The sequence below is a fragment of the Streptomyces ossamyceticus genome (genome assembly GCF_001418475.1).
Lineage (GTDB): Bacteria > Actinomycetota > Actinomycetes > Streptomycetales > Streptomycetaceae > Streptomyces > Streptomyces ossamyceticus.
In genome coordinates this window covers 1-1,116 of record NZ_LIQX01000979.1, presented here as the reverse complement: position 1 = coordinate 1,116, position 1,116 = coordinate 1, and the positions used below count along the sequence as shown (strand labels likewise).

Annotated in this window: 1 pseudogene; it reads left to right on the top strand. The window is 79.5% G+C overall.

What is annotated here, in order from left to right:
* Positions 1-1,116: pseudogene (locus tag AOK15_RS41190) on the top strand (FHA domain-containing protein); the annotation flags it as partial.

The window sequence follows — 1,116 nt, the reverse complement described above, 5'->3', positions numbered from 1 at the left end:
GTTCGGGGCCTGGGCGCGCCGGCTGACCGGGGGGCGCGGACAGACGGGGGTGGAGCACGACCCGTACGAGTACGACACGGAGGACGACGAGTACGAGCGCGGCGCCCTGGCATCCCTGCTCCCCGCCGGGGGCGCGCGGCTGCCGGAGACCTGGCCGGACCCCGCCGCGCTGCTGCTGACCGCGCTGGGCCCCGGGCCCCGGCTGTGGGAGCGGGGGCCGGGCCACCCGGAGGCGCTGTCGGTGCGGCTGGGCACGGCCGACCGGGCCACGCCGGACGGCTCGGGACTGCTTCCGGCGGTGCCCGTGACCACCGGGCTGCGCGAGGTCGGCGCGCTCGGGCTGGCCGGACCGCGCCCGCGTCTGATGGGCCTGGCCCGTGCCGTCGTGGCCCAGCTCGCCGCGCTGCACTCCCCCGACACCCTCGAACTGACCCTGATCAGCGCCGACCGCTCCCGCACCGCGGAGGAGCGCACCGCCGACTGGTCCTGGCTCGGCTGGCTCCCCCATCTGCGCCCCGCCCACGGCCAGGACTGCCGTCTGCTCCTCGCCTACGACCGCGAACAGGCCACGGCCCGGCTGGACGAGCTGCTGCGCCGCCTGGAGGACCACACGGCGGACACGGTGGGCACGGCAGGCAAGGCGGGCATCGCGGATCCCGCGGGCCCCGGCGCCGACGGCTTGCCCGGCGGTCGCCCCGCCCGGCGGCCCTCATGGGCCAAGGACGACCGGGCGGCCGGCGAGTTCCCGGGGCCGTACACGGTGGTGGTCGTCGACGGGGACCCCGGCGGTGCCGATGTGCGGGAGGCCGTGGTGCGGCTGGCGCAGGACGGACCGGCCGCCGGAATCCATGTGGTGTGCCTCGCCGAGGCGGAGGCCGCGTCGCCCGCCTCGCCGGTGACGGAGACGTACGGGGCGGCCTGCGCGATCTCGCCCGCGTTCCGCGCGTGCGGGGCCGTCGCCCTGCTGAGCGGTGACGTCGCCACGGCGCTGCGGCTGCTGCGGGTCGCGCCGGGGCAGACCGCCGGGAGCGCCCCCGCCGGCGGCGTCGCGGCTCAGGCCCCGGCGTCGGCGCCGGGCGGGGCCGTGCGGGGTGGGGCCGAGCGCCTCGGCCCCAC